This window comes from Cronobacter malonaticus LMG 23826 (genome assembly GCF_001277215.2).
Taxonomy (GTDB): domain Bacteria; phylum Pseudomonadota; class Gammaproteobacteria; order Enterobacterales; family Enterobacteriaceae; genus Cronobacter; species Cronobacter malonaticus.
In genome coordinates this window covers 1,120,916-1,146,394 of record NZ_CP013940.1, presented here as the reverse complement: position 1 = coordinate 1,146,394, position 25,479 = coordinate 1,120,916, and the positions used below count along the sequence as shown (strand labels likewise).

At 56.8% G+C, this 25,479-nt stretch carries 25 protein-coding genes and 1 tRNA gene; 8 read left to right on the top strand and 18 right to left on the bottom strand.

The features are described 5' to 3' along the window. Positions 1–7: 7 nt before the first annotated feature. The 3 genes from mepA to prmB all read right to left on the bottom strand — a co-directional run bounded on the left by mepA (position 8) and on the right by prmB (position 2,919). Complete coding sequence (mepA, locus tag AFK66_RS05385; RefSeq protein WP_007776897.1) at positions 8–832, bottom strand: penicillin-insensitive murein endopeptidase; 825 nt, start codon at positions 830–832, stop codon at positions 8–10. Between the two features lie 4 nt (positions 833–836). Further along, positions 837–1,922 (bottom strand): chorismate synthase, encoded by a 1,086-nt coding sequence (gene aroC / locus AFK66_RS05380; protein ID WP_007776899.1) that lies wholly within the window; start codon positions 1,920–1,922, stop codon positions 837–839. 64 nt (positions 1,923–1,986) lie between these two features. After that, the gene (prmB, locus tag AFK66_RS05375; protein ID WP_004387044.1) at positions 1,987–2,919 is read right to left on the bottom strand and encodes a 50S ribosomal protein L3 N(5)-glutamine methyltransferase; all 933 of its coding nucleotides are present in this window, start codon (positions 2,917–2,919) and stop codon (positions 1,987–1,989) included. Between the two features lie 161 nt (positions 2,920–3,080). On the opposite strand from prmB, the gene smrB reads away from it, so the two are divergent. Next, on the top strand, positions 3,081–3,632 hold the full coding sequence (smrB, locus tag AFK66_RS05370) for an endonuclease SmrB (protein WP_004387043.1): 552 nt from the start codon (positions 3,081–3,083) through the stop codon (positions 3,630–3,632). A gap of 73 nt (positions 3,633–3,705) precedes the next feature. Here smrB and sixA read toward each other — a convergent pair whose 3' ends face one another. From sixA to AFK66_RS05350, 4 genes are all read right to left on the bottom strand, one after another. Continuing rightward, positions 3,706–4,194, bottom strand: a complete 489-nt coding sequence (gene sixA, locus AFK66_RS05365) for a phosphohistidine phosphatase SixA (protein WP_014728374.1) — start codon at positions 4,192–4,194, stop codon at positions 3,706–3,708. 204 nt (positions 4,195–4,398) lie between these two features. Further along, the gene (fadJ, locus tag AFK66_RS05360; RefSeq protein WP_023898340.1) at positions 4,399–6,552 is read right to left on the bottom strand and encodes a fatty acid oxidation complex subunit alpha FadJ; all 2,154 of its coding nucleotides are present in this window, start codon (positions 6,550–6,552) and stop codon (positions 4,399–4,401) included. Next, positions 6,552–7,862: an acetyl-CoA C-acyltransferase FadI gene (gene fadI / locus AFK66_RS05355; RefSeq protein ID WP_023898339.1), complete on the bottom strand. Its 1,311-nt coding sequence runs from the start codon at positions 7,860–7,862 to the stop codon at positions 6,552–6,554. The genes fadJ and fadI overlap by 1 nt, the downstream gene beginning before the upstream one ends. 168 nt (positions 7,863–8,030) lie before the next feature. Next, positions 8,031–8,315, bottom strand: coding sequence for a YfcZ/YiiS family protein (locus tag AFK66_RS05350; protein ID WP_004387038.1), 285 nt, complete (start codon positions 8,313–8,315; stop codon positions 8,031–8,033). 358 nt (positions 8,316–8,673) lie between these two features. Here AFK66_RS05350 and fadL point away from each other — a divergent pair, with 358 nt between their 5' ends. Next, entirely contained in the window at positions 8,674–9,993 is a 1,320-nt protein-coding gene (gene fadL, locus AFK66_RS05345; RefSeq protein WP_165688897.1) for a long-chain fatty acid transporter FadL, read from the top strand. 125 nt (positions 9,994–10,118) lie between these two features. Here the strand turns inward: fadL and mlaA are convergent, their stop codons facing one another. The 10 genes from mlaA to ccmA are packed head-to-tail and all read right to left on the bottom strand — an operon-like array spanning position 10,119 to position 17,760. After that, the gene (mlaA, locus tag AFK66_RS05340) at positions 10,119–10,874 is read right to left on the bottom strand and encodes a phospholipid-binding lipoprotein MlaA (protein WP_007700126.1); all 756 of its coding nucleotides are present in this window, start codon (positions 10,872–10,874) and stop codon (positions 10,119–10,121) included. 23 nt (positions 10,875–10,897) lie between these two features. Next, on the bottom strand, positions 10,898–12,097 hold the full coding sequence (gene ccmI, locus AFK66_RS05335) for a c-type cytochrome biogenesis protein CcmI (RefSeq protein ID WP_032983644.1): 1,200 nt from the start codon (positions 12,095–12,097) through the stop codon (positions 10,898–10,900). Further along, a complete protein-coding gene (locus AFK66_RS05330; protein WP_007776917.1) occupies positions 12,094–12,555 on the bottom strand; it encodes a cytochrome c-type biogenesis protein in 462 nt (153 codons plus the stop codon). Before AFK66_RS05330 ends, ccmI begins: the two co-directional genes overlap by 4 nt. Beyond that, entirely contained in the window at positions 12,552–13,109 is a 558-nt protein-coding gene (locus AFK66_RS05325) for a DsbE family thiol:disulfide interchange protein (protein WP_007776921.1), read from the bottom strand. The genes AFK66_RS05330 and AFK66_RS05325 overlap by 4 nt, the downstream gene beginning before the upstream one ends. Continuing rightward, on the bottom strand, positions 13,106–15,055 hold the full coding sequence (locus AFK66_RS05320; RefSeq protein WP_038882322.1) for a heme lyase CcmF/NrfE family subunit: 1,950 nt from the start codon (positions 15,053–15,055) through the stop codon (positions 13,106–13,108). Before AFK66_RS05320 ends, AFK66_RS05325 begins: the two co-directional genes overlap by 4 nt. Then, entirely contained in the window at positions 15,052–15,531 is a 480-nt protein-coding gene (gene ccmE / locus AFK66_RS05315; RefSeq protein WP_023898332.1) for a cytochrome c maturation protein CcmE, read from the bottom strand. Before ccmE ends, AFK66_RS05320 begins: the two co-directional genes overlap by 4 nt. Continuing rightward, positions 15,528–15,722 (bottom strand): heme exporter protein CcmD, encoded by a 195-nt coding sequence (gene ccmD, locus AFK66_RS05310; RefSeq protein ID WP_023898331.1) that lies wholly within the window; start codon positions 15,720–15,722, stop codon positions 15,528–15,530. The genes ccmE and ccmD overlap by 4 nt, the downstream gene beginning before the upstream one ends. Then, entirely contained in the window at positions 15,719–16,450 is a 732-nt protein-coding gene (locus AFK66_RS05305) for a heme ABC transporter permease (RefSeq protein WP_023898330.1), read from the bottom strand. Before AFK66_RS05305 ends, ccmD begins: the two co-directional genes overlap by 4 nt. A 39-nt stretch (positions 16,451–16,489) precedes the next feature. Next, positions 16,490–17,149 (bottom strand): heme exporter protein CcmB, encoded by a 660-nt coding sequence (gene ccmB / locus AFK66_RS05300; RefSeq protein WP_023898329.1) that lies wholly within the window; start codon positions 17,147–17,149, stop codon positions 16,490–16,492. Further along, positions 17,146–17,760, bottom strand: a complete 615-nt coding sequence (ccmA, locus tag AFK66_RS05295) for a cytochrome c biogenesis heme-transporting ATPase CcmA (RefSeq protein ID WP_032983645.1) — start codon at positions 17,758–17,760, stop codon at positions 17,146–17,148. The genes ccmB and ccmA overlap by 4 nt, the downstream gene beginning before the upstream one ends. A 196-nt stretch (positions 17,761–17,956) precedes the next feature. On the opposite strand from ccmA, the gene AFK66_RS05285 reads away from it, so the two are divergent. The 6 genes from AFK66_RS05285 (at position 17,957) to AFK66_RS05260 (ending at position 23,219) form a co-directional block, all read left to right on the top strand. After that, positions 17,957–18,907: a formate/nitrite transporter family protein gene (locus tag AFK66_RS05285; RefSeq protein WP_032983646.1), complete on the top strand. Its 951-nt coding sequence runs from the start codon at positions 17,957–17,959 to the stop codon at positions 18,905–18,907. A gap of 76 nt (positions 18,908–18,983) precedes the next feature. Next, positions 18,984–19,058, top strand: a tRNA-Arg gene (locus AFK66_RS05280). A 162-nt stretch (positions 19,059–19,220) separates the two neighbouring features. Continuing rightward, on the top strand, positions 19,221–20,378 hold the full coding sequence (locus AFK66_RS05275) for a tyrosine-type recombinase/integrase (RefSeq protein WP_007779919.1): 1,158 nt from the start codon (positions 19,221–19,223) through the stop codon (positions 20,376–20,378). Between the two features lie 120 nt (positions 20,379–20,498). Continuing rightward, positions 20,499–20,861 (top strand): GtrA family protein, encoded by a 363-nt coding sequence (locus AFK66_RS05270; protein WP_032967911.1) that lies wholly within the window; start codon positions 20,499–20,501, stop codon positions 20,859–20,861. After that, a complete protein-coding gene (locus AFK66_RS05265) occupies positions 20,858–21,778 on the top strand; it encodes a glycosyltransferase family 2 protein (protein WP_007779916.1) in 921 nt (306 codons plus the stop codon). Before AFK66_RS05270 ends, AFK66_RS05265 begins: the two co-directional genes overlap by 4 nt. Position 21,779: 1 nt before the next feature. Beyond that, positions 21,780–23,219, top strand: a complete 1,440-nt coding sequence (locus AFK66_RS05260; protein ID WP_038882310.1) for a glucosyltransferase domain-containing protein — start codon at positions 21,780–21,782, stop codon at positions 23,217–23,219. Between the two features lie 12 nt (positions 23,220–23,231). On the opposite strand, the gene AFK66_RS22595 is transcribed toward AFK66_RS05260, so the two are convergent. Beyond that, positions 23,232–25,343 carry a phage tailspike protein gene (locus tag AFK66_RS22595; protein WP_050570126.1) on the bottom strand — a complete coding sequence of 704 codons (2,112 nt, stop codon included), beginning with the start codon at positions 25,341–25,343 and terminating at the stop codon, positions 23,232–23,234. Positions 25,344–25,479 lie beyond the last annotated feature (136 nt).

The following is a 25,479-nucleotide window of genomic DNA, read 5'->3' as shown; positions in this document are numbered from 1 at the left end:
GTCGGTGTTAAAGAACGTGTTTGTCGAGCAGCGCCTGACACGACGGCGGCAGCGGCGGCGGCGTGGTTTTCTCAGGCTTGCTGCTGCCAGGCGCAGCAGGCTTAAACCAGCTTTGCAACTCTTCGCCACAGCCATCCCCCGGCGGCGGCGGATCCTGCTCCACGCACTCCAGGCTGTCCGGCGGGCAGCGCAGACGCACGTGCATATGGGCGCGATGCTGGAACCACGGGCGCACTTTACGCAGCCAGTCGCGATCCGGCCCGGCATCCAGGCAGAGCTGCTGTTTAATCGCCGGGTTTACGAAAATACGCGTAACTTCATCATCAAGCGCCGCAAGCTTAATCAGCCCGCCGATCTCCGGCTTCCAGAGTGACTGCACCACCGATTTCCCGTCGCTTGAGACTAAATCCAGCGCCTGCGGACGACGCAGCTGCGCCGCGCTCCAGCGCGTTTTCGGCAGTTGCAGGAAAATATCGACATCGAGGCCCGTCTGGTGGCTGGCGTGACCGCCGTTAAAGCGCCCGCCCGCAGGCATTCCCATATCGCCCACCAGCACGGTGCCGAGCTGCAACTCGCTCACCTGGTTGCTCAGGCGCTCGATAAAGCGCACCAGCTCCGGATGACCAAAATAGCGGCGCTGGTCGGTGCGCATGATTTGATAGTGCTCTGACTCGATCGGCAGCGGCTGCGCGCCGACGATACAGCCATTGGAAAAAGTGCCGATCGACTGGGCCGCGCCCGGGATCGGCTGGGTGATTTTCTGCCACGGCGTGGCAGCGCTTGCCGCGCTGCAGGCAAGCAGCGCCAGCAAGGCTAAGCAGAGTTTTTTCATGACGTTACCAGCGAGGAAGCGTGGTGGTGACATCCGCGTTCTGGGCGCGGTGACGCAGCAGGTGATCCATCAGCACGATAGCCATCATCGCCTCGGCGATCGGCACGGCGCGAATACCCACGCACGGATCGTGACGCCCGCGGGTGATCATCTCGACTTCCTCGCCAAAGCGGTTAACGGTACGGCCCGGTACGGTGATGCTGGAGGTCGGCTTCAGCGCGATATTCGCGACAATCTGCTGGCCGCTGCTGATGCCGCCGAGAATGCCGCCCGCATGGTTGCTCTGAAAACCCTCTTTGGTGATTTCGTCGCGGTTTTCGCTGCCTTTCAGCGCCACGACGCCAAAGCCTTCGCCAATCTCAACACCCTTAACGGCGTTGATGCTCATCAGCGCGTGGGCGATGTCGGCATCGAGACGGTCAAATACCGGCTCACCGAGGCCCGGCGGCACGTTATCCGCCACCACCGTCACTTTCGCGCCGATAGAGTCGCCCTCTTTTTTCAGCGCGCGCATCAGTTCGTCCAGCGCTTCCAGCTTATCCGCATCCGGGGAGAAGAACGGGTTCTGCTCCACCTGCGTCCAGTCTTTGATCTCCAGCGGAATATCGCCCATCTGGGTCAGGCAGGCGCGGATGACGATACCGAATTTTTGCGCCAGATACTTTTTAGCAATGGCGCCTGCCGCCACGCGCATGGCGGTTTCACGCGCCGACGAGCGCCCGCCGCCGCGATAATCACGCAGGCCATATTTCTGTTCGTAGGTGTAATCGGCATGTCCTGGACGGAACACATCTTTGATCGCGCTGTAATCCTGGGAGCGCTGATCGGTATTTTCAATCAGCAGGCCGATGCTGGTGCCGGTGGTCACGCCCTCAAACACGCCGGAGAGAATTTTCACCTGATCCGGCTCGCGGCGCTGCGTGGTGTAACGGGAGGTGCCAGGACGGCGGCGGTCGAGATCGTGTTGCAGGTCGGCTTCGCTCAGCGCAATGCCCGGCGGCACGCCGTCAATGATGCAGCCGAGCGCCAGACCATGCGACTCGCCGAAAGTGGTTACGCGAAAGAGTTGTCCAAGAGTGTTGCCTGCCATCACGGCTCCGTTGTCGTGTCGTTGTGGTGTTTTTATGATTCAGCGGGCCTGCGCCCGCCTGTTGTTAATCTTTGTAGATGCTGAAATGTTCGCGGGCGCTGATGAGCTGCGCTTTGGTCAGCATAAAGACGCCGTCGCCGCCGTTGTCGAACTCAAGCCAGGTAAACGGCACGTCCGGGTACTGCTCCATCAGATGTACCATGCTGTTACCGACTTCACAAATCAGAATACCGTTGTCGGTCAGGTAGTCCGGCGAGCAGGCGAGAATGCGGCGCGCAAGCTTCAGCCCGTCGCTGCCCGCTGCCAGGCCGAGTTCCGGCTCGTGGCGGTATTCGTTCGGCAGATCGGACATATCTTCTTCATCCACGTACGGCGGATTAGTAACGATAATGTCGTACTGCACTTTCGGCAGGTCGCGGAACAAGTCTGAGCGGATAGGCGTGACGTGATGGATAAGCCCGTGCTCTTCAATGTTGTGCTCGGTTACAGCCAGCGCGTCGGCAGAGATATCCACCGCGTCGACTTCCGCGTTCGGGAAGGCATACGCGCAGGCGATAGCGATACAGCCGCTGCCGGTGCACATATCGAGAATGTGCTGCGGCTCGTGGTCGATAAGCCCGGCGAAGCGGTTATTGATTAACTCGCCAATCGGCGAACGCGGCACCAGCACGCGCTCATCGACATAAAATTCGTGGCCGCAGAACCAGGCTTTGTTGGTGAGATACGCTACGGGAATACGCTCGTTAACGCGGCGGATCACCCGCTCGACGATACGGTGACGCTCGCTGGAGGTCAGGCGCGCGGTGCGCATATCTTCCGGGATATCGAGCGGCAGGTAGAGCGACGGCAGCACCAGCTGCACAGCCTCATCCCAGGGGTTATCCGTGCCGTGACCATACCAGATGCCGGCCGCGCTGAAACGGCTCACCGCCCAACGCAACATATCCTGAATGGTATGCAGTTCACTGACTGCCTCATCGACGAAAATTTTATCCACACTGCCCTCCGCATGACGCTCCGCGTTAAATTCGGCGGCTAGTTTGCCATGAAGACGGCGATAAATCAGCAACCGGCGCGTCATCCCGGAAAAATGGCTTTTGTTTGGCGACGCGCCAAACTCGGGTACACTGCCTGCGCAAAGAGAAAGAAGAGAAGAAGATGAAAAAGAAGCCATCGCTAAGCGAAGAAGAAAAGTCGCTGTTTCGCGCGCTGATGAGCGGAACGCGCGAGCTGAAACAGGACACCATCGTGCATCCGCCCGCGCGTAAAAAGCTGCGCGAAGTGCCGCCAAAACGCCTGTTACAGGAGCAGGTGGACGCGAGCCACTATTTTTCTGATGAATTCCAGCCGCTTCTGAACAGCGACGGGCCGATGCGCTATGTGCGCCCCGGCGTGGATCACTTCGAGCTGAAAAAACTGCGCCGCGGCGACTATTCGCCCGAGCTGTTTCTCGATCTCCACGGCCTGACGCAGATGCAGGCCAAACAGGAGCTGGGCGCACTTATCGCCGCCTGCCGTCGCGAACATGTGTTCTGCGCCTGCGTGATGCATGGCCACGGTAAACATATTCTTAAACAGCAGACGCCGCTGTGGCTGGCCCAGCACCCGCACGTGATGGCGTTCCATCAGGCACCGAAAGAGTATGGCGGCGACGCCGCGCTGCTGGTGTTAATAGAAGTGGAAGAGTGGCAGCCGCCGCAGTTGCCTTAAGCGCATCGAACCGGATAGCAGAAACAGAAAGAGCCGCATCAGCGGCTCTTTTCTTTTATGGGTCAGGCTTACGTTAAATCGCTTTCGCCATTTTGAGATTGCAGGGGCTCATCTGCCAGTTAAAGACGCCCTTATCGTTATCGCCCTCAACCGTCACGCAGGCGATAGCGGAGGTGGAGAACATCGGCGGCGTTTCGCCAGGGCAGAGTTCCGCCACCAGATAACCGACCAGCGGCAGGTGGGAGATAACCATGACCGCGCTGACGCCATCACGGGCCAGAACGTGGAGGTAATCGCTCACCAGACCGACATCGCCGCACGGCGTGAGTTCCGGCAGGACTTCGGTTTTGACAGGCAGGCTCATGGCCTCTTTCACGACGTCCAGTGTCTGTTCGGCTCGCAGGAAAGGGCTCACCAGAACACGTTCGATATCCACCTTTTGACCTTTTAACCAGGTCGCCATTTGACGGGATTCATCACAACCGCACGCGGTCAGAGGACGAACCGAATCACTGGCGGCATCGAGTGCTGCGTCGCCGTGACGCATGATAAAAACTTGCATATTGCACCGCTTTTGTTGACCAGAAGCGCCAGCGAGAGCTTAAAAAGCAGCGCGCTTTTTAAGGGTATCGTCTGGCGGTCGGGCATTGTGCCTGATCCGTACTTCGAATGAAACGCTGTTTTTTACCTTATTGACGTAAGTATAGTCAATCACTGTTTACAAATTAGCCAGCGCTGCGTTTTCGAAGCCAGGAACTACGCTATATCAGACCGTCGTTTTAGCCTGCGGGTTCCCCGCGTGCCAAAATGTTTGTCCGGTCTGCGCCATGCGCAACAGCCTGTCGCACGGGGTAAAACGATCTCCGTAACGGGTGGCAAGACGCGTGAGCGTCGCCACTACGGCTGCCGCGCCGAGCGTATCCATATAGCGGAACGGTCCGCCAAGAAACGGCGGAAAACCGATGCCAAACACCGCGCCGATATCGCCGTCGCGCGCGGAACGCACCACGCCTTCATCCAGACACCGCGCCGCCTCGTTAAGCATCATCATGACGCAGCGCTCGGCAATCTCTTCGCCGCTCAGTTTACCGCCCGGTTTAACGCCAATAAGCCCGTAAACCGCAGGGTCAACCTGCTTTTTGCTTTTACGCCCTTTCGCCGGATAAAGATAGAAACCGCGGCCATTTTTTCTGCCTTTGCGATCGTCATTCAAAATTGCTGCAACGGCGTCTCCCGGCGCGCTGAATCGCGGCCCGTAAGCGCGCTCCAGCACAGGCATAATTTTGGTGCCGACATCAATGCCCACTTCATCCAGCAACTGAATCGGCCCCACAGGAAAGCCTCTTTTGACCAGCGCCTCGTCGATTTTCTCAATGCTCTCCCCTTCCATCAGGCAACGCATCGCCTCATTGATGTAGGGTGCCAGAATACGGTTAACATAAAACCCGGCGCAGTCGGCCACCACGATCGGCGTTTTGCCCTGCTTTTTGGCAAGCTGAACGGTGGTGGCAATGGTTTCCGCGCTGGTGCCCGCGTGCGGGATAACTTCTACCAGCGGCATTTTATCCACCGGGCTGAAGTAGTGCAGGCCGATGACCTGCTCCGGGCGCGTAGCGCCTGCGGCGATATCGCCAATAGGCAGCGACGAGGTGTTAGACGCGAAAATCGTATGCGGCGCGGTATGCGCTTCGATCTCCGCCACCATGTTTTGTTTGAGCGTTAAATCTTCGAAAACCGCTTCCACCACGATATCGCGCTGGTGAAACCCACGGTAATCGGTGCTGGCGGAGATGAGCGCCATCTGCGCGTCGCGCTCGCTGGCGCGCAGGTGACGGCGGCGCACTTTTTTCTCAAGCAGATCCCAGCTGTATTTCAGCGCGTGGTTAATGCCCTTCTCGTTGATGTCTTTAATGCGTACCGGTAGCCGGGCTTTGGTGGCGGTGACATAGGCGATCCCGCCGCCCATCAACCCGCCGCCCAGCACGCCGACAGAATGCAGCGCGCGCGGGGCTGCCTCGCTGCCGGTCTCTTTTTTAAGCTCGGTGGTGGCGAAAAAGAGCCCTCGCAGCGCGGCGGATTCCGGCGTCATCGCCAGCTCGCCAAAGGCGCGGGCCTCGGCCTGATAACCGCTGGCGCTGCCCTGCTCAAGGCCGGTGCGCACCACGTCAATAATGCGCTGCGCCGCCGGATAGTTACTGTGGGTTTTTTGGTGCGTTTTCTGCGTGACCATGCGAAACAGCAGCGCACGACCAAGCGGGCCTGCGAGCAGACGCTCGCGCACCGGCAGACGGCGCGGCGCGGGACGGCGCTTTTTCGCCAGTTCGGCAGCGGCTTCCAGCAAAATAGATTGTGGCACCACATCATCCACCAGCCCGGCTTTCAGTGCCTGACGCGGTCTCAGCTGTTTGCCCGCAAGGATCATCTCAAGCGCGGTGCTGACGCCAATGAGGCGTGGCAGCCGCTGCGTGCCGCCGGAGCCCGGCAGCAGCCCCAGCTGGACTTCCGGCAGCCCGAGCAGCGTTTTCGCATCGTCGGTACAGATGCGGCTGTGGCAGGCGAGCGCCAGCTCCAGCCCACCGCCGAGGCACGCGCCGTGAATAGCTGCGACCACATGCACCGGCAGCGCGCGGATCTCCGCCATGATCTGCTGCCCCTGGCTTGCCAGCGCTTCAGCCTCCTGCGCGCTCTGGCAATGGGCGATCATGTTAATATCCGCGCCGGCGATAAAGTTATCCGGCTTGGCGGAGATAAACACCACGCCCGCGAGATCGCGGTTTTCCCGCAGCGTTTTCACGATGGCGCGAACGTCGCGGGCAAACTCCGCCTTCAGCGTGTTCATTTTCTCGCCCGGTACGTCGATAGTGACCACCGCCACATTGTCCGGGCGCATCTGTAAATTAAATGCGGATGTCGATTCCATTATTCGGCCTCCAGTACCATTGCCGCACCGAGCCCGCCCGCCGCGCAGGCGGTAACCAGCCCGAAACCGCCGCCGCGGCGGCGCAGTTCATTGAGCGTCTGGGTGATCATTCGCGCGCCGGTGGCCGCGAACGGGTGTCCGTAAGCGATAGAGCCACCGAGCACGTTAAATTTGCTCTCATCCACCTCGCCGGTGGCCTGGCTGCGGCCCAGCACCTCAAGGGCGAAACGGTCGCTCGCCATCAGCTTCAGGTTGGTGAGCGTTTGCGAGGCGAACGCCTCATGCATATCAATAAGCGTGAGATCGGCCATCGTCAGTCCGGCACGCTCAAGCGCCAGCGGCGTCGACCAGGCGGGGCCGAGCAGCATGTCCTGCCAGACATCGATCGCGGTAAAAGCGTAGCTGCGCAGGTAGCCAAGCGGCGTCAGGCCGAGTTCGCGGGCGCGGGATTCCGTCATCAGAATGACCGCCGCCGCGCCGTCGGTAAGCGGCGTACTGTTGGCGGCGGTCACGGTGCCATGTTTACGGTCGAACGCCGGGCGCAGTTTCGCGTAATCGGCCAGCGACGAGGTTTTGCGGATATTGTTGTCTTCGCTGAGCGGCTCGCGGTATGGCGGCGTGTAAGCGGTCATGACTTCTTCGCGCAATTTGCCCTCCGCCCACGCCTGCGCCGCCAGCTGATGTGAACGATGCGCCAGCGCGTCCTGCTGTTCGCGGGTGATGCCGTGCGTTTTCGCCATCTGTTCGGCGGTGTCGCCCATGCGAAGCCCGGTGGAATATTCCGCCACGGCGGGCGGCACCGGCAGCAGGTCACGCAGACGCAGGCGCGAGAAGAGCTTCAGGCGCTGCCCGGCGGTGCGGGCTTTATTCGCGTCCACCAGGGTGCGCGCCAGTTTTTTACTGACGCCAATTGGCAGCACAGAAGAGGAATCGGCCCCGCCGGCGATCCCGGCGCGGATAGTGCCCGCCATCAGGCTTTCGGCGACGTTCGCCACCGCCTGAAAACTGGTGGCGCAGGCGCGGCTGACGCTGTAGGCGTCGGTATGGACGCTCATGCCGGTGCCGAGCACGATTTCGCGCGCGATATTCGGCGCTTCCGGCATCTGCACCACCTGGCCGAAGACGAGCTGTTCAATAACTTCAGGCGGGATTTCGCTGCGGGCCAGCAGTTCGCCGACCACCATTTTACCGAGATCGACCGCCGGAACGCCGTGGTACGCCGTCGCCTGACGAGCGAAAGGCGTGCGTAACCCACTGACTATGGCAATACGATCCCCCTGCCGGGTGACCAGCGGTAGTGCCTGACTCATAACGTTCCCCTGTGAAAAGGCTAAAGATGAATTAAGTGGTCTGACCTGATAACAGTTTTAACCAGAATTTTACATTCAGCCAATCACATAAAGGAAAAATTGCGAGGCAAAACACGAATTACGTAACAAGAAATGCGCCCCGGCCAGGCCGGGGCGTAAGCGGCAGGATTAACGCAGACCTAACTGGAAAATAACGGTTTCTGCCTGGCAGGCGAAAACAAAATCGATATCCAGGCGCACGCCATCGGCTTCTTCAGTGAAGCGCGGGGTGATCTGGCACGGCTCGGATTCCACTTCACGCGCTTTGGCGGTGAGCGCCGCGAGCGTGGCTTCGGCGTCGGCGCGGTTTTCAAACACGCGGCTGTAAGAGGCGACGCAGTCGGTGTTATCAATAATGGTGCCTACATCAATACAGCAGCAAACCGGGGTTTCATCAGCACTGCATTTGGTCATGGTGATTTCCTCTGTATTTCCTGAAAAGAGATAAGGCTATTTTACGCCCCGCGCCGCCACCGCTCTACCTGTTCTTCCCGTTTACGCTTATAAGTGACCGAAATCACACTTAAAAATGATCTAAAACAATAATCACCAGATTGATGAATTTCTGAACCCCGGAATTTTGCTAAACGGATCGCGTTTCTTAGATCACAATTGAAAAAACTTATAAACATACTTGCAACATCTCTGCTGGTCGGACCTATACTCTCGCCACTGGTCTGATTTCCATGCCGTACCTCAGACCCTACACTCCGCGCTCCTGTTACGTCACGTAACATTATTTGAATAAAAATAAATGGATGAGGTTATGGTCATGCGCCAGAAAACCCTGTTTACCAAATCTGCTTTAGCAGTCGCAGTGGCAATCGTGTCTTCTCAGGCCTGGTCCGCAGGTTTCCAGTTAAACGAATTCTCTGCCTCCGGTCTGGGCCGTGCCTATTCCGGTGAAGGCGCTATGGCGGATGACGCAGGCAACGTCAGCCGTAACCCGGCGCTGATTACCATGTTCGATCGCCCGACATTCTCCGGCGGCGCGATTTTCGTTGACCCGGATGTGAATGTGTCCGGGCAATCCCGTACGGGCCGCAGCCTTGACGCTGATAACATCGCGCCGACCGCCTGGGTGCCGAACCTGCACTTTGTTGCGCCGATTAACGAACAGTTTGGCTGGGGGGCGTCCGTTACCTCCAACTATGGCCTCGCCACAGAATATAACAACGGCTATACCGCGGGTTCCGTCGGCGGTAAAACCGACCTGGAAACGCTGAACCTGAACCTCAGCGGCGCGTATCGTCTCGATAACCACTGGAGCTTCGGTGTAGGCTTCGACGCCGTATATGCGCGCGCGAAAATCGAGCGTTATGCGGGCGATCTGGGCCCAATCCTTGCTGGCTCTGGCCGGGTCCCGCCTGCGTTAGTTCCGACCGTCGCAGGTATTCCGGCTGATACGCAAATCTCCTATCTGAAAGGCGACGAGTGGGGCTTTGGCTGGAACGCCGGTATTCTTTATGAGCTGGATAAGAACAACCGCTACGGCTTTACTTACCGCTCTGAAGTGAAAATTGACTTTGACGGCGACTATAAAAGTAGCCTCCCGGGCGCCTTTAACCCGCTGTTAGGCCAATTTGGTCTGTTCGGTACGGGTGGAGAAACCATTCCGGGCTCGCTGACCCTGAACCTGCCTGAAATGTGGGAGATCTCTGGTTATAACCGTATCGCGCCGCAGTGGGCCGTTCACTATAGCCTGACCTATACCAGCTGGAGCCAGTTCCAGGAGCTGAAAGCGACCAACAACAACGGCGATACGCTGTTTAAGAAAGAAGAAAAATACCGGGACGCGTACCGTATCGCCCTCGGCACCACCTATTATATGGACGACAACTGGACCTTCCGTACCGGTATCGCCTTTGATGACAGCCCGGTGCCAGAGCAGCAGCGTTCTATCTCGATTCCTGACCAGGACCGTCTCTGGCTGAGCGCCGGTACCACTTACGCCTTTAATGAAGACGCCTCCGTGGATGCCGGTGTGTCTTACATGCACGGCCAGCACGTGGAGTTCACCGAAGGCCCATACACCTTCAAATCTGAAGGTAAAGCCTGGCTGTATGGCGTGAACTTTAACTACCGTTTCTGATAGAAATATCACGACAAAGGCGAGCTGCGGCTCGCCTTTTTTATTGCGCCTTGTCGTTCAGAAATAAAAAAGCGAGCCCCGGCCCGCTTTTTTTATTTACCTTAAGAATGATCGCATCCGGCGTTTTATTCCGAATCGATATCCTTCAGATCCCCTTCGATCGCCTGCGCGTTCGGGTTTTCATTCGGCTTGAGCTTACCGCCATTGGCGATAAAGTCGTGACGCTGGAAGTAGGCCTCACGCACCAGAATGTAAGGATCGGAAGACTGGCGCAGCAGGCCGTCGGAATCCAGCAGTTGCGCGCGGGTCTCCACGCCTTCCACCGCCCATTTGCCGAGCGACAGCGGCCAGGTCAGCCAGGAGAGCACCGGATAAGTGGTGTCCGCCATATCGCCGACATCTTCACGCAGCGTAAAGCTGCCGTAGAACGGCAACTGCACATACGGCCCGTAACCGACGCCATAGGTGCCGAGCGTGCTGCCGAAACGGTGCGGCTCTTCGCGCTGCAGTTTCGGGTTCGCCATACCGGCCACGTCGATGAAACCGCCCATCCCCAGCAGGGTGTTCAGGAAGAAACGGGTAAAGTGCACCATCCCCTGGTAGGGGTCGCCCTGCAGAAATTTATTAAGCATCGAAGCGGGTTCTTCCAGGTTGCTGGTGAAGTTGCCCAGCCCGTTGCGCGCCGGTTGCGGCACGTAGTCGCGCCAGGCGACAGCCACCGGGCGCAGCACATAAGGGTCCACCACGTCATAGTTAAAGGCAAACATAGTGCGGTTGAACCCTTCAAAGGGGTCGGAACGCCCTTGCTGCGGCTCTGACGAACTGGCGCAGCCCACTAAAAGCGTGGCCGCCAGCGCAAGCCCGGTAAGGCGAAAGTTCATAGCAGTCTCCCTGTAAATGGTAACTAACCCGCTCCTGATGGCGAAGGCGCGACCAGGACGTCCACCGGCAAGGCCGGGTTGAGCGTGGTGAAGCGGCGCTCGCCTGTCCAGTCTCCGGGCTGTACGGTCGCATTGCCGTCCCGGGAAATATGCACCTTCACGATGCCCTGCGTGACATGTTCAAGCCCCCGTTCGGGGAGCATCGCGTCGGCGTCATCAAGCGTAATTGTCAGCGGAAAATGCCCCAGCGGCAATTTTTTCACCAACACCGGCACCTTTGATGCGCCATCCGTCACGCTGATAAAGAGTATCCCTTTATCCGGCAAGGCTTTTTTCGAAACGGGTGAGAGCGTGATTTTAACAGCCAGTCTCGCGTTGTCCATGCCGCTGTCTACCCGCGCCTGCGCAATGCCACGCATTACCACCGCCCGGCGCGCATCGCCCTGCGGCAGGCGCGTCAGCATCGACTGCCAGACGGCAATCGCCTCTGTATAGCGCTGCTGGCGAAACGCGCTGAAGGCAAGCAGCCCCTGCGCGCGCAGATTATCAGGCTCCAGCGCCGCGACGTCTTTGAGCATTTGCTCGCCGAGGCGGTTATCGTCCGGCTGCGGCGCTCGCGCCAGCACTTCAGCATAGTCGAGCCGCGCTTCGGTGCTTTGCGAATTGAGCTGCCAGGCGCGTTTAAACGCTTCTGTGGCGGTATCGGCGTTATTGAGCACCATACCGATGCGCCCCAGCATCGCCCAGCCCGCGCCGTTGCCGGGCTCTTCCTGCAAACGCGTGCGCAGCCCAAGCCCGAGGCGCGTCAGCTCCTCCACCGTGAGCGGCGCCGCGTGCGGGTCCATCACGCGCGCCACAAGCGCCGGCGTCTCGCGCGCCGCCGCCTGCCAGTCATTCACCTGTTTAAGGCTATGCGTCGCCATGAACAGCCCGCCGCTCACCGCCACGACCAGCAGCACGCCCGCCAGCAACGCACCATTACCCGTATGACTCGTTTTCTGCCCGCGCGGCTCGGGAATATCCGCCAGCAGGCTGTGCTGCAACTCCACCTCCAGCGCCTGACGGGCCTCGGGCGGCTCCTCGTCAAGCTCCCGCAGGCGCGAATAATAGAGCGTGCGGTTCAGCGCATCGCGGCTAACCGCGCCCCGTTCGCGCCACGGCCAGAAAACCAGCGCCGCCACGCCCGCCAGCAGCATGACGATAACAATAACCAACGCGCTCACGGGCGTTTTCCTTCTTCATTAAGTAGCGCGCGCAGCCGCTGCTGTTCGTCTTCATTGAGCGCGGGCGGCTCGCGGCGGGTGCGACGCGCGCGCGCCACCAGTACGGCAACGCCGCCAGCCGCAAAGAGCGCGGGCAGCAGCCAGAGCAGGATCGTGCCGGGCGTAACGGGCGGATCGTAGGTCACGAAATTCCCGTAGCGCGCCACCATATACGCCACAATCTGCTCGCGGCTCTGCCCCTGCTGCATCAGTTCATAGACCTTCTGGCGCATATCGGCCGCGATCATCGAGCCGGAATCAGCAATGCTGTTGTTCTGGCATTTCGGGCAGCGCAGCGCGCTGGTCAGCTCGCGGAACTGCTGCTCCTGCGCCTCGCTCTGGAAAGGGTACGCCTCGATGGCGGCAGAAACATGACACGCCAGCAGCAGACCGGTCAGCAGGCTTAACAGACGTTTCACGGCTCGACCTCCTGATTCAGCGCATCCCACAGCGGTTTGACGTCCTGACGCCACACCTGGCCATTCAGCTCGCCCGCGTGGCGATATCGAATTACGCCGCGCCCGTCGATAACAAACGTCTCCGGCGCGCCATACACGCCCAGATCCAGCCCCAGCATTCCGCTGCCGTCAAACAGGCTCAGCGCGTAAGGGTTGCCGAGCGTATTGAGCCACGCCACGGCTTTAGCGCGATCGTCTTTATAGTTAAGCCCGACGATCCGCACGCCGTTCGCGGCCAGCCCGTCGAGAAACTGATGCTCGGCGCGGCACGTCGGGCACCAGGTCGCCCAGACGTTAAGCAGCAGCGGTTTGCCGTTCAGAAGGGCGGCGCGCTCGTAAGTTACGTTCGGGTCATCAAGCGCGGCGAGCCGGAACGCGGGCAGCGGTTTGCCCACCAGCGTGGATTCGAGCTGAGACGGATCGTCACCCGCCGCGTTGCGCGTGAGTTGCCAGAACAGCACGGCGGCGAGCAGCAGAAACAGCGCCAGCGGGAGAAGTAATATGCGGCGTTTCATGCGGCCTCCTGGATTTTTTTCAGCCGGTAACGCGGGTCGAGCAGACAAAGCAGCCCGCCAAGCGCCATCAGTAGCCCGCCGAACCAGATCCAGCGGACAAACGGTTTGTAATAAAGCCGCACCGCCCAGCTGCCGTCATCCAGCTCTTCACCAAGCGCCGCGTAGAGATCGCGCGTCAGCCCGCCGTCGATGGCGGCTTCGGTCATTACCACGCGGTTGCTGTTATAGGCGCGTTTTTCGGCGCGCAGCGTCGCCTCGGGTTTACCGTCGCGCAGCACATCGATAATCCCGACCGCGCCGCGCCAGTTCGGCCCCTGCGCGTCGCGCACTTCGCGGAACACAAAACGGTAATGATGAATATCAACGCTGTCGCCCGCCGTCATGCGCACGTCGCGCTCCACGCTGTAGTTCTGGCTAAACGCGATGCCGATAACCGTTACCGCAAGCCCCACATGCCCGAGCGTCATTCCCCACTGGCTGCGGCTTAATTTCACTAACCCGCGCCACAGGCTGTGGCGGTGCGTGGCGCGCTCGAGCAGTTCCATCAGCGTTAACACCAGTACCCAGACCGCCATCATCAGCCCGGCGACCGTCATTGCGTTAATGCTGTCCTGCAAAAGCCAGGGCAGCATCAGCGAGGCCGCGAGCGTAACGACCAGCGCCACCAGCAGGCGACGGCGCAGCTTTTGCGGCTCATCGCGCCGCCAGCGCACCAATGGCCCGACGCCGAGCAACAGCGCGAACGGCACCATCAGCGCGCTGAACAGCACATTGAAAAACGGCGCGCCGACGGAAATCGACCCCAGCCCCAGTGCCTTATGCACCAGCGGCAGCAGCGTGCCGAGCAGCACCACCAGCATGGCGGTGATAAGCAAAATATTATTGCCGAGCAGAAAACTTTCGCGCGACCAGAGCGCATTGCCCACCCGCGCCCTGACGCTGCCGCCTTTTACGGCATAGAGCAGCAGCGAGCCGCCGATAACAATCACCAGCAGCGCCAGAATAAACATACCGCGCGCCGGATCGGAGGCGAACGCGTGCACGGAGACCAGCACGCCGGAACGCACCAGGAACGTGCCGAGCAGGCAGAGCGAAAACGCGGTAATGGCGAGCAGCACCGTCCAGGCGCGGAAGCTGCCGCGCTTTTCCGTGATCGCCAGCGAGTGCATCAGCGCGGTGCCTGCGAGCCACGGCATCAGCGAGGCGTTTTCTACCGGGTCCCAGAACCACCAGCCGCCCCAGCCGAGTTCGTAATAGGCCCAGGCGGAGCCAAGCACAATGCCGATGGTCAGAAACACCCACGCCGCCTGCGTCCAGGGGCGCGACCTGCGCGCCCAGGCGGTGTCGAGCCGCCCGGTTAAGAGCGACGCCACGGCAAAGGCGAACGCGACCGAAAACCCGACATAGCCCATATACAGCAGCGGCGGATGGAAAATCAGCCCGATATCCTGCAGCAGCGGGTTGAGATCGCGCCCTTCAATCGGGTATTCCGGCAGCGTGCGCGTAAAAGGGTTTGAGGTCAGCAGAATAAAGAGCAGGAAGCAGAAATTGATCCCGCCCATCACCGACAGCACGCGGGCGATCGCCTCCTGCGGCATGGCGCGGCTGAACATCGCGACCGCCAGCGTCCACGCGCCCATCAGCAGCACCCACAGCAGCAGTGAGCCTTCGTGCGCGCCCCAGGTCGCGGCCACGCGATACCAGACCGGTAACTCGGTGTTGGAGTTGCTCGCCACATAGAGCACCGTGAAATCGTTCACCACAAAGGCGTGCACGAGGATAAGAAACGCGCCCAGCAGGCAGGCGAAAAGCGCGCAGGCGAGCGGGCGCGCCAGCGCCATCAGTCGCGGTGCCTGACGCATCGCGCCCCACTGCGGCCACAGCGTGAGCAGCAGCGCGAGGCCTGCGGCGAGGCACAGCAAGAAATTCCCGATTTCCGGCATCATGGGCGGTTGTCCTTATATGCCTGCGGCGGGCGCGAGTGGTTGGCGTCCATCGCCGCTTTCACCTCCGGCGGCGTGTAGTTTTCGTCATGTTTTGCCAGCACTTCGTGGGCGTGAATGAGGCGATCGTCGCCCAGCACGCCCTGCGCCACTACGCCCTGCCCTTCACGAAAGAGATCGGGCAAAATGCCGTCGTAATCGACATCCACCACGCCGCGCGCGTCGTAGAGCCGGAAGCTCACTTTCAGGCTCTGGCTGTCGCGCTTAACGCTGCCTGGCATCACCATGCCGCCGACGCGCAGCCGCTGGCCCGGCTCCGGTTTCTCCCGCGAGGCGCCTTTGCCGTAGAGAATTTCACCCGGCGTATAGAAGAGATCGATATTGGCGCGCAGCGCGTAGAGCACCAGCGCCATCGTCAGCCCAAGGCCTGCCAGCACCGCGAGCGCGACCCACAGGCGCGTTTTACGACGCGGGTTCATCGCGACACCTCCGCGCCCTGGCGTCGGCGCTCGCGCGCCTGACGTTTCGCGATATCCCGACGCAGCGCGCGGCGCGCCAGACGCGTATGCGCTATCAGCAGCGCCAGCGGAATCACCGTCATCGCCACCGCCAGCCAGACGTAAAAGGCGTAGCCGCCCATCAGGAAAAACGTGGTCAGCGCGGCGGTCATGATTTTTTCTCCAGTACTGCCGCCACCCACGGGCGATGGCGCTCCTGAAGCAACAACAGGTTGCCGAGGCGCATCAGCGTGAGCGTGACAAACAGGCACAGAAAACCGGCGAGATTCCAGCGCAGCGGCGCGCGCATGCTCGGGTCGATGCTCTGCTGCATATTGGTGGAGCCCTGATGCAGTGTATTCCACCACTCTACCGAGTAGTGAATGATGGGCAGATTCACCACGCCCACCAGCACCAGTATGCTCGCAGCGCGGCCCGCGAGGCGGCGGTCATCAAAGGCGTGCCAGAGCGCGATGACGCCCGCGTATAAAAACAGCAGCACCAGCTCGGAGGTAAGCCGCGCATCCCAGATCCACCAGGTGCCCCACATCGGTTTCCCCCAGGCGGAACCGGTTGTCAGTGCAATAAAGGTATAGACCGCGCCCACCGGGGCCATCGCCATCACGGCGAGATTGGCCGCCCGGTTCTGCCACACCAGCCCGATAAACGCCGCGACCGCCATTGAGGCGTAAATGCCCATCGAGCCCATCGCCGCCGGAATGTGCAGATACATGATGCGGTAGCTGTCGCCCTGCTGGTAATCGGGCGGCGCAAAAACAAAACCCCAGATACAGCCCGTCGCGAGCATCACGGCGCCCGGCCACGCGAACCACGGCGTGAGCCGCTGGCAGAGGCCGTAAAGCCGTTCAGGCCGCGCCCAGGGGTGTAAGAATTTCCACATGCTATTGCTCACATAAAATTATCGCCCGCGAAACCGGGCCTACTGAATAGTGATACGCAGCGCCGCCGCCGTCGCGAACGGCATTAGCGTGACGCTTGCTGTTAAAAACGCGCCGGAGAGCGCGAAAAATCCGCCGACCGGCAACTGCATTACGGCGGCGTCCACCGCGGCGGTGGAGAAAATGAGCAGCGGGATCGCGAGCGGCAAAATAATCAGGCTCAACAGGATACCGCCGCGACGCAGCCCGGCCGTTAGCGCCGCGCCCAGCGCGCCGAAAAAGCTCAGCGTCGGCGTGCCGAGCAACAGCGTCAACAGCAGCGTCAGCGCCGCATGGCCGTTCAGTCCCATCAGCAGCGCCGCCAGCGGCGAGAGCACGACCAGCGGCAGCCCGGTCGCCACCCAGTGAGCGGTCACTTTCGCGATAACCACGACTGGCAGCGGCGTTGGCAAAAGCATGAGCTGTTCCAGCGCGCCGTCGCGCGCGTCGTCGCGAAACAGCCGGTCCATCGCCAGCAGCGAGGCGAGCAGCGCCGCGACCCACACCACGCCTGGCGCGATGCGCGCGAGCAGTTGCGGCTCCGGGCCTGCGCCGAGCGCGAACAATACAATCACCACCAGAAAGAACCACAGCGGGTTGAGGAGTTCAGCCTGGTGGCGCGCGGCGAGACGCAGCTCGCGGCGGATAATGCGGCCCATCATGCGCCAGGCTCCGGCGTCAGGGTTAATGTGCGGTGCGCAACGTTAAGCGCCAGCGGCTGGTGAGTGGTGACTATCGCTGCGCCGCCACGTGCCGCGTGCGCCTCAAGACGCGCCATTAGCGTCGCCACGCCTGCGGCATCAAGCGCCGTCAGCGGCTCATCCAGCACCCACAGTGATGCGTCGCTGAGCCACAGACGCGCCAGCGCCACGCGGCGCTGCTGGCCTGCTGAGAGCTGTTCAACCGGGAGATCCTCATACCCGCCAAGCCCGATGGCGGCGAGCGCCTGCCAGCGCGCCTCGCGCCGGGTCTCGGGGTGATAAAACGCGAGATTTTCATCAGCGGTGAGCGCCGCTTTAATGCCCGGCAGATGGCCGAGCCACAGGAGTTCCTGATGAAAGGCAGAGCGCTGATGCGCAAGCGGTTCGCCGCGCCAGTACACCTCGCCCTCTTCCGGGCGCGCCAGCCCGATCAGCAGGCGCAACAGTGAGGTTTTCCCGGCCCCGTTCGCGCCGGTCAGGTGCACAATCTCGCCCGGCGACACGCGAAACGAGAGCGCGCGAAACAGCAGCCGCTCGTCGCGCAGGCAGGTAAGATTCCGGGCTTCTAACATGGGGCGGCTCCTTTCAGGCGAGTCGGGAATAGTACCACAGGGCAATGACGCAACCACCCCACGCACCGCGCAGACGGCGAAACCCTGCGCGATGGCGCGCAAAATATTCATCACGCAGGGGAATTATCTGTTTTTCCTGATAACGTCCGTCGACGCGCTACGCTTAATGCATTCTCTTATTTGACTGGAGCGCGAGATGGGTAAACCTGGCGAGGAAAAAATCGGCGAGGCGGATGAGCTGGAAGTCGAAAGCGAAGAAAAAAAGAGCGGTGAAGAGATAGAAGTGGATGAAGAGGAACTGCCGTCGCGCGCGATGGCCATCCACGAACATATTCGCCAGGACGGCGAGAAAGAGATGGAGCGCGACGCGATGGCGCTGTTCTGGTCGGCCATCGCCGCCGGGCTGTCGATGGGCGCGTCGCTGCTGGCCAAAGGCATTTTCCACGTCCACCTGGAAGGCATTCCCGGCGGATTTTTGCTGGAAAACCTCGGCTACACCTTTGGTTTTATCATCGTCATCATGGCGCGCCAGCAGCTCTTTACCGAGAACACCGTCACGGCGGTGCTGCCGGTGATGCAAAACCCGACTGGCACCAATATGCGGCTGTTGCTGCGGCTCTGGGGCGTGGTGCTGCTCGGGAATATCATCGGTACCGGCCTTGCGGCGCTGGCGTTTGAATTTATGCCGATTTTTGACGAGGCGACGCGCGACGCGTTTGTGACCATCGGCATGGAAGTGATGCACAACACGCCGGGCGAAATGTTCGCGAATGCGATTATCTCCGGCTGGATCATCGCGACGATGGTGTGGATGTTCCCGTCTGCAGGGTCGGCGAAGATCGTGGTAATCATCCTGATGACCTGGCTCATCGCGCTCGGTAACACAACGCATATCGTGGTCGGCACCGTCGAGATCCTCTATCTCGTGTTTAACGGCACCATTCACTGGAGCGAATTCTTCTGGCCGTTCGCCCTGCCGACGCTTGCAGGCAACATCATCGGCGGTACGTTTATCTTCGCGCTGTTAAGCCATGCGCAGATCCGTAACGACATGAGCAATAAGAAGAAATCGGAAGAGAAAGCGCGCCTGAAAAAGGAAAAGGCCGCGCGTGAAAACGAAACCGGGCGCGGCTCACAAAAAGGCTGACGATGGCGATTGTTTAACCGAACAGGCGGCTAAGCCCTTAACGGCGGTGTAAAAATCGGTATACTGACGCCGCCTCGTCCCCTTAGTTAAATGGATATAACGAGCCCCTCCTAAGGGCTAGTTGCAGGTTCGATTCCTGCAGGGGACGCCATTTCATAGTTCGCCCTCCTCCGTTAAAGTTCGCAAATACCCCTTACCCCCAAGCCTCGCGCTAAATCATCGTTCGCACGTGTTCGCCCTAGTTCGTTGACAGCCAGACTTTTAACTGGGTAAATTCCGGGTAAACCAACTTTACCCATTTGGATTTTACCCAATGCTCACCGTTAAACAGATTGATGCCGCAAAGCCCAAGGATAAGCCTTACAGGATTTCAGACGGTAACGGGCTATATGTTTACATCCCTGCCTCAGGGAAGAAGGTTTGGCAGTTGCGGTATCAGTTTGAAGGGAAGGAAAAGATTCACACGGTAGGCAAGTATCCTGAAATTGGCCCGGCTGAGGCGCGAAACATCGCCTTTGAAGTAAAGCGCGATCTCGCTATTGGCCTGAATCCCGCAGCAAAGAAAAAGCAGCAGGAAAAGGTTCCAGATACATTCGGGTCAATCTATGAAGAGTGGTATAAGCACAAAAGGCAGGTATGGTCTGAGGGGTATGCTGTAGAGCTACAGCGCATGTTCGAGGCAGACATCCTTCCATATATAGGCAAGATGACTATGGATGACATTGAGCCAATGACGCTGCTGAAGGTACTTCGCAGGTTTGAAGAGCGCGGCGCAATGGAGAGAGCAAATAAAGCACGACGACGCTGTGGTGAAGTATTTCGATATGCCGTAGTGACGGGGCGAGCTAAATATAATCCCGCCCCTGACCTGGCCGATGCAATGAAGGGATACCGTAAGAAGAACTTCCCTTTCCTGCCAGCAGAACAGATACCTGCTTTCAACCGGGCGCTTGCCGGTTACTCTGGAAGTATCGTGTCCAAAATAGCGACTCAGGTTTTGCAGTACACTGCAATGCGAACAAAAGAGCTTCGGTCCATGCAATGGGCGAACGTCGATTTTGAAAACAGGGTTATCACAATTGATGCTGAGGTAATGAAGAACCGCAAGCAGCATCTGGTGCCAATGTCCCGACAGGTTTATGACCTACTTAGACAACTTCAGCCGATCACGTCTATCTCCGATTTTGTTTTCGCCGGACGTAACGACAAAAAGAAATCAATTAGCGAAAACGCCGTCCTGCTAGTAATCCGACAGATAGGATATGAAGGTCTGGCAAGCGGTCATGGCTTCCGGCATCAGTTCAGCACAATTCTAAACGAACATGGATGGCCTCACGATGCCATCGAACGCCAACTGGCACACGTGGACCGAAATAACATTCGAGGAATCTATAACCATGCGCAATATCTGGAAAAGCGGAAAGAGATGATGCAGTGGTGGGCAGATTATATCGACGGCACAGCCTCTTAATTAATAGGAGGCACGCAAACCGGTGCAAAGCCTTGCGTGTCTCACTTCTGTCCCACTCACCGTCGATCGATGCCGCGGCCAATGATAGACTCTTCCCCTTCAAATCTAACGGACTTAGATATGCTCAAGCTCTTCACGAAGTACGCATCTGTTGGCGTGCTCAATACGCTAATTCATTGGGTGGTATTTGCCGCGTGCTTCTATGCACTAGGTACAAGCCAGGCACTGGCGAACTTCAGCGGATTCGTTGTTGCCGTAAGCTTTAGCTTTTTTGCAAACGCTCGCTTTACGTTCAACAGTTCTACAACAACGACGCGCTATGTGCTTTATGTTGGGTTTATGGGGTCTCTGAGCGCGGCTGTGGGATGGGCGGCAGATGAATGCTCTCTTCCACCGTTAGTGACTCTGGTCGTATTCTCCGCAATCAGCCTGGTGTGCGGGTTTATCTATTCGAAATACATCGTCTTCAGGGAAGCAAAATGAAGATTTCACTTGTGGTTCCTGTCTTCAATGAAGAAGACACAATACCTATTTTCTATAAAACCGTCAGAGAATATGAGCCACTTAAATCGCTTGAGGTGGAAATCATATTCATTAATGACGGTAGTAAAGACGCCACAGAGTCGATTATCAACGCGCTGGCCGTGTCAGATCCGCTTGTCGTGCCTTTATCTTTCACTCGCAATTTTGGCAAAGAGCCAGCGCTGTTTGCAGGCCTTGACCATGCTACCGGCGACGCGGTGATTCCTATCGACGTCGATTTGCAGGACCCGATTGAAGTTATCCCGCAACTGATAGAACGCTGGCAGGCTGGCGCAGATGTCGTGCTGGCTAAGCGCACAGACCGCTCCACAGACGGTAGGCTGAAGCGCAAGAGCGCTGAAATGTTCTATAAACTTCACAACAAAATCAGCAATCCGCAGATTGAAGAGAATGTCGGCGACTTTCGCCTGATGTCTCGGGAGGTTGTAGAGAATATCAAGCTGCTTCCTGAGCGAAACCTGTTCATGAAAGGAGTGCTGTCATGGGTAGGTGGGCGCACTGATGTGGTTGAGTATTCTCGCGCAGAACGCGTGGCAGGAAGTACCAAATTCAATGGGTGGAAGCTCTGGAACCTTGCTCTGGAAGGGATTACCAGCTTCTCAACTTTCCCGCTGCGCATGTGGACGTATATCGGCCTTATCGTGGCCGGGCTTTCGTTCCTCTATGGCGCATGGATGATTGTGGATAAAGTCATCTGGGGAAACCCTGTGCGCGGCTACCCGTCAATCATGGTTTCTATCCTGTTCCTTGGCGGCGTGCAGCTTATCGGGATTGGCGTACTGGGTGAGTACATCGGCAGGATTTACATTGAGACCAAACGCAGGCCTAAATACCTTCTGAAGAAAGGAAACAATTAAAATGCAAGCTATAAGAGATCACAAAAAAGGAATTATATTCTGCTTAGCATTCTCTTTGCTTTACATCCTACCAATACTACTATCCAACGCCTACTTCATTGATGATATGGCCAGATCTTTGTATGGATACGCATGGCAAAGAGATGGTAGGACGTTTGCCACATTAATTATGCAAATGCTCACATTTGGAAGTCTAATTTCAAATATATCTCCATACTCAAACATCATAGCAAGCGCAACGCTTGCTATCACTGGATACATAGCTTGCGTAGTTTTCGGCATAGAAAAAGACTCTAAGATAAAATTATCAGCGCTGATGGTTTTGATAAGCCCTTACATGTTGGAGAACCTGACATATAAATACGATTGTGTACCTATGGCAATATCAGTCATGTCAGTTGTTGCGCCATTTATGATTCGCCAAAATAGATGGTTTCCTTTGCTTGCTGGAGCAGGCTTTTGCATAACAATGCAAACTTATCAAGCATCTATTGTAGTCTACCTCATCATGTCGTCATCACTATTCGGCATATTGTTAATTCATAAAGGATATAAGGATTCATTATCATTTGCCATAAAATGTTTAGTGGGCATCATCTTGGGGTTGGTTCTGACAAAGATAGTGAACTTATTTTACCCCCCCAATTACTCAGGTAGAGACTCATTAGTATTTTCATCTAATGATGTGGCAGGTGCGTTATCAAAAAACGTAGAAAATGCAATAAATTATTTTGAGCTAGTCTACCATGGACCATTTAAGATTGCCTACACTGCAATAATACTCATCTCTTTAATTTCCATCATCTACCTCACTTACAAGAGCAGTAGTTACATCAAAACATCCCTTGGATTCATTTTCATAATTGCATCACTTGCACTGACTCCATTAATAAACATTCTTTTACTTTCTCCATGGTGGACAGCAAGAACCTTTATAGGGTTCCCTTTTGCTATATTGTCTTTCTTGTTATGCATAGAAATGCTAAATAAAAAGACAGCTAAGGTGATATGTTTCTTTCTTATATTTACCTCAATGCCATTGATGGCTATATATGCGAACGCGCTTAAATCACAGAATGATTACGAAGGGTACATAGCTAACTCTGCCTTTAGTGGTGTCAATATAAAAGAGCGGAATATAGCAGTAGATGGAGTAAGCCCAAAATCAGAAGAGCTTAAAATAGCAGAACATAAACTCCCCATAATAGGAGCAATAGCAACCCCTTACATGAAAAATGGATGGAGCTGGGGAGGTCATTTTTTAGCCAGACATGCATTCATCAACCGTGAACAGTACCTTCTTTTTGGCAAAAGAGAAAAGGTTATAAATTCAAAGTGTTCAATGGAAGTCTTGAAGGAAACAAATCACTTCAAATTGCTTGGAAATGACCAAAACTTGGTAATTGACTTTAAAAAAAGCCCATGCAAAAAGCCCCTGTAAGGGGCTTTTTAATTAGTTTAACTTAGCGCCAATGGTAACCTGCATCGGGCTATTGCTGTTTTTTAGTTTGACGACAAAGGCTAATTCCTTTGTAGATGAGCCTGCCGGGGTGTACATAATATAGTCCAATTGAGGATATATTGAGCTACCGTTGGTCGCATCAATAATAAGATGTGGGTTAACCTCTGAACTATGCGGCACGTATGGAAGATTCAAGCCAGTAATGGTGACTGTTTGCTCGGAAGTAGATGAGGTGTTTACCGCCCCCGACGCCCCCCGCACAACTTGGTGATTACTACCCAGTGCTGAAACAAGCTCCAGCCCGCTCTTTATGTAAGTTGATAAATTACCAGCATTCAAAAATGGTATAGTGATAGCCGAGTCTGCGGCAATCCTTCCTGATGTGACAGAATCTGCAGAGCCATCGAACCTAACACCAACATTGCCAAGAGTTATTTGCAGATTCACATGATTTCTTGCGCCGCGAATGACGTGCAGCCCCGTGCTGCCAAGCCCATCTATATTTAAAGCTGCATAGCCTGAGACGGTGCCCCCAAGTATCTTGTTATCTGTACCAGTTAGGGCTATCGCTGTCCCGCCCCTATTGTCACTAAGGAATCCCCTGTAGCAATCGATACTGCCAAAGGTATTCCTAGAGCCTGAGATAAGTATGTGCGTACCATTATAATTGCTAGTAGTCTGCCATAACTGCACGCTACTGAAAGTAGACGGTTGTTCACTAGCGAAAATAGCAACAGGTGACTTATTAGGAAATGTTGCAGTGTCATATATTCCGTTGCCGTTCATGCCTGAGCATTCATGAATATCAACGATAGCAGCCTGAACATACGTCTTGGCTTTAAAATATACGCCAACCTGGCAACTTTCAGCCACCAAATGCTGAATTTTTACACGATGTAGCTTTAATACATTGTTGCCGCCCGCCACAAATCCAAATCCACGCCAGTTTCCGTACACGTGCATGAAGCCTATCTCAATATTTTCCCATACTCTGAAACAGGAAACCAATTCTGACGGGTCATAAAATGACTTGACCATATCACTTGACGCGAATCCGTAGCCCGCTTCGGCTATTTCAACGTCGTCTATATAGCAATCAGCCATTTCGCAATGCCAGCAATCATTGCCGCAGAACTGAATTCGAATATTCTGTAAGACGCCAATTATACCCCACCCCTTGCCTGGTTCGACTGCCGCGTATAATTCGCGCTTCGTTCCCCGGTTAATAGTTACTAAGCCCACTGAGGGTGCGTAGATTATCTTCACACTCTTGATGGTGATGTTTTCACCTGCAATCAATATCCCGCAACCAAAATCTTTGGCTGGAGTGCCTGAGAACTTGTCTTTATTTGCATGTACCAGTAGGTCAGTAACTCCGGCATTGAAACATGCTGGAACATTACCACCGGCTGCTGTTGAGTCTTGGGTGTAGGTCAGGTAGCCCTCCCCCATAATCACTGCATTACCAGTCCAGTTATCCGGCGCCTTTATAACTGTTGCTACAATGCCAGAGCCAGAAAGAAAAACGCGCGGTTTCAGTGTTAAGTTCGCTGCCCGGTAAACCTTTGGCCCCAAGCGAACAACCCCGCCACCGTTGTTGAATGACCAGTCGATAGCAGCCTGAATGGCAGCGGTGTCATTTGTTGTTCCATCACCTTTAGCACCAAACTGATCGACCGAAACCGAAGTAATAGCCTGTTTCAAGTTACCCTGAGGATAAACTCCGACAAGGGAGCCATCTCCTCCGGCAAGTTGCTGAGGAAACTGATCTGGGTCGTATTTGAGCACATCGGCAATATAATCAACCTGAGCGCCATATGCGTCATAGATGGCCATTGAATGGCCTTTGCCTGTTACAACTTTTACCAGTTGTCCATTGTAAACCAGCTTGCCAGCGCCATTGATAATAACTGGCTGGGGAATTTGAACGTGACTTCCGTCTTCATTCTCAATATAGACAGGAATTTGATTGGCAGGGATGGTTGGGTCTGTATCTACCAAGCCAATATAGACGCGGCCATTAGCAACGGCCTTGAAAGTTCGCGAGTCGGTAAATACCGGGCGCGGGTTTGTTACGACTACATTCGCTGTAATGTCAGCCATTGATAAGCTCCGGGCGTGGCAAAGCCGCACAAACTAAACTTGCGCAGCGTTGCGATGGCGTTAGTTATAATTGGGTAAAAAGTGAGGTATTAATGGACCGTGATTTAATGAATCTGGCGCTAATGATATTCGCGTA

Bases quoted from the DNA above. Each gene is read 5' to 3' on its own strand.
- mepA (WP_007776897.1), bottom strand. From the start codon at position 832: ATGAAAAAACTCTGCTTAGCCTTGCTGGCGCTGCTTGCCTGCAGCGCG.
- aroC (WP_007776899.1), bottom strand. From the start codon at position 1,922: ATGGCAGGCAACACTCTTGGACAACTCTTTCGCGTAACCACTTTCGGC.
- smrB (WP_004387043.1), top strand. From the start codon at position 3,081: ATGAAAAAGAAGCCATCGCTAAGCGAAGAAGAAAAGTCGCTGTTTCGC.
- sixA (WP_014728374.1), bottom strand. From the start codon at position 4,194: ATGCAAGTTTTTATCATGCGTCACGGCGACGCAGCACTCGATGCCGCC.
- fadJ (WP_023898340.1), bottom strand. From the start codon at position 6,552: ATGGAATCGACATCCGCATTTAATTTACAGATGCGCCCGGACAATGTG.
- fadI (WP_023898339.1), bottom strand. From the start codon at position 7,862: ATGAGTCAGGCACTACCGCTGGTCACCCGGCAGGGGGATCGTATTGCC.
- AFK66_RS05350 (WP_004387038.1), bottom strand. From the start codon at position 8,315: ATGACCAAATGCAGTGCTGATGAAACCCCGGTTTGCTGCTGTATTGAT.
- fadL (WP_165688897.1), top strand. From the start codon at position 8,674: ATGCGCCAGAAAACCCTGTTTACCAAATCTGCTTTAGCAGTCGCAGTG.
- mlaA (WP_007700126.1), bottom strand. From the start codon at position 10,874: ATGAACTTTCGCCTTACCGGGCTTGCGCTGGCGGCCACGCTTTTAGTG.
- AFK66_RS05325 (WP_007776921.1), bottom strand. From the start codon at position 13,109: ATGAAACGCCGCATATTACTTCTCCCGCTGGCGCTGTTTCTGCTGCTC.
- AFK66_RS05320 (WP_038882322.1), bottom strand. From the start codon at position 15,055: ATGATGCCGGAAATCGGGAATTTCTTGCTGTGCCTCGCCGCAGGCCTC.
- ccmE (WP_023898332.1), bottom strand. From the start codon at position 15,531: ATGAACCCGCGTCGTAAAACGCGCCTGTGGGTCGCGCTCGCGGTGCTG.
- ccmD (WP_023898331.1), bottom strand. From the start codon at position 15,722: ATGACCGCCGCGCTGACCACGTTTTTCCTGATGGGCGGCTACGCCTTT.
- AFK66_RS05305 (WP_023898330.1), bottom strand. From the start codon at position 16,450: ATGTGGAAATTCTTACACCCCTGGGCGCGGCCTGAACGGCTTTACGGC.
- ccmB (WP_023898329.1), bottom strand. From the start codon at position 17,149: ATGATGGGCCGCATTATCCGCCGCGAGCTGCGTCTCGCCGCGCGCCAC.
- ccmA (WP_032983645.1), bottom strand. From the start codon at position 17,760: ATGTTAGAAGCCCGGAATCTTACCTGCCTGCGCGACGAGCGGCTGCTG.
- AFK66_RS05285 (WP_032983646.1), top strand. From the start codon at position 17,957: ATGGGTAAACCTGGCGAGGAAAAAATCGGCGAGGCGGATGAGCTGGAA.
- AFK66_RS05275 (WP_007779919.1), top strand. From the start codon at position 19,221: ATGCTCACCGTTAAACAGATTGATGCCGCAAAGCCCAAGGATAAGCCT.
- AFK66_RS05270 (WP_032967911.1), top strand. From the start codon at position 20,499: ATGCTCAAGCTCTTCACGAAGTACGCATCTGTTGGCGTGCTCAATACG.
- AFK66_RS05265 (WP_007779916.1), top strand. From the start codon at position 20,858: ATGAAGATTTCACTTGTGGTTCCTGTCTTCAATGAAGAAGACACAATA.
- AFK66_RS05260 (WP_038882310.1), top strand. From the start codon at position 21,780: ATGCAAGCTATAAGAGATCACAAAAAAGGAATTATATTCTGCTTAGCA.
- AFK66_RS22595 (WP_050570126.1), bottom strand. From the start codon at position 25,343: ATGGCTGACATTACAGCGAATGTAGTCGTAACAAACCCGCGCCCGGTA.